This is a genomic window from Vibrio ordalii ATCC 33509 (assembly GCA_000257205.1).
GTDB lineage: Bacteria > Pseudomonadota > Gammaproteobacteria > Enterobacterales > Vibrionaceae > Vibrio > Vibrio ordalii.
In genome coordinates this window covers 1-873 of record AEZC01000051.1, presented here as the reverse complement: position 1 = coordinate 873, position 873 = coordinate 1, and the positions used below count along the sequence as shown (strand labels likewise).

The 873-nt window shown below is 49.1% G+C and carries 1 protein-coding gene; it reads left to right on the top strand.

What is annotated here, in order from left to right:
• The first annotated feature begins 58 nt into the window (after nt 1-58).
• The gene (istB, locus tag VOR_RS0103230; RefSeq protein WP_010318297.1) at nt 59-799 is read left to right on the top strand and encodes an IS21-like element ISVch3 family helper ATPase IstB; all 741 of its coding nucleotides are present in this window, start codon (nt 59-61) and stop codon (nt 797-799) included.
• Nucleotides 800-873: the final 74 nt, after the last annotated feature.

Sequence of the window (873 nt, the reverse complement as noted above, 5' to 3'; positions counted from 1 at the left end):
CCGAACCTTGTTCACAGCAATGTTCGTGGCCCGAACTGTTATCACTAGGAGAAAAGATATGAACGCACTGAACGACCAACTCAAAACCCTGCGCTTAAGTCATGCGGCGAAAGCGTTAGAGCAGCAACAAGAGCAACTGACCACCTACGCAGAGCTGGACTTCGAGGAGAGGTTAAGCCTACTTCTGGAAAGTGAAATCTTGAATCGCAATCAAACCAAAATCCAACGCCTGAAACGACAAGCCAAGCTGAGAGTGGATGCTCAGCCGAGCCAACTTATTTACAAGGAGGGACGAAACCTCAACCGCAAGCAGATGAGCGAACTGCTAACGGGTGGCTATCTGCACAAGCACCAGAACATCTTGATCACAGGCCCAACAGGCGCAGGTAAAACGTATCTTGGCTGCGCACTGGCAAGCAGCGCCTGCGATCAACAACACACGGTCAGATACTACCGATTAACTCGCCTGCTTGATGACCTGACCGCAGGTCGTCTGGATGGTAGCTATCAAAAGCAACTTCAATCGTTGGCTAAGAAAGCTCTACTGATCCTAGACGACTGGGGGATGGAAAAACTGACTCAAGAGCATGCAGGTCACTTGTTAGAAGTGCTTGAGGACCGCTACCAAAACAGCAGCACAATCGTCATCAGTCAACTACCTGTCAAAGAGTGGTACAACATGATCGGCAACGCCACCGTCGCTGACGCTCTCATGGATCGTCTCGTTCACAATAGTCATCGAATAGAACTGGGAGGTGAGTCAATGAGAAAACTGGCGCAATCCGATCACTTAGAGTAAAAATAGGAAGAGAGAAAAACGGTAGGATCAGGTGATCGGAATAAACCGAAACGAGCGATCGCAATCACCGAAAT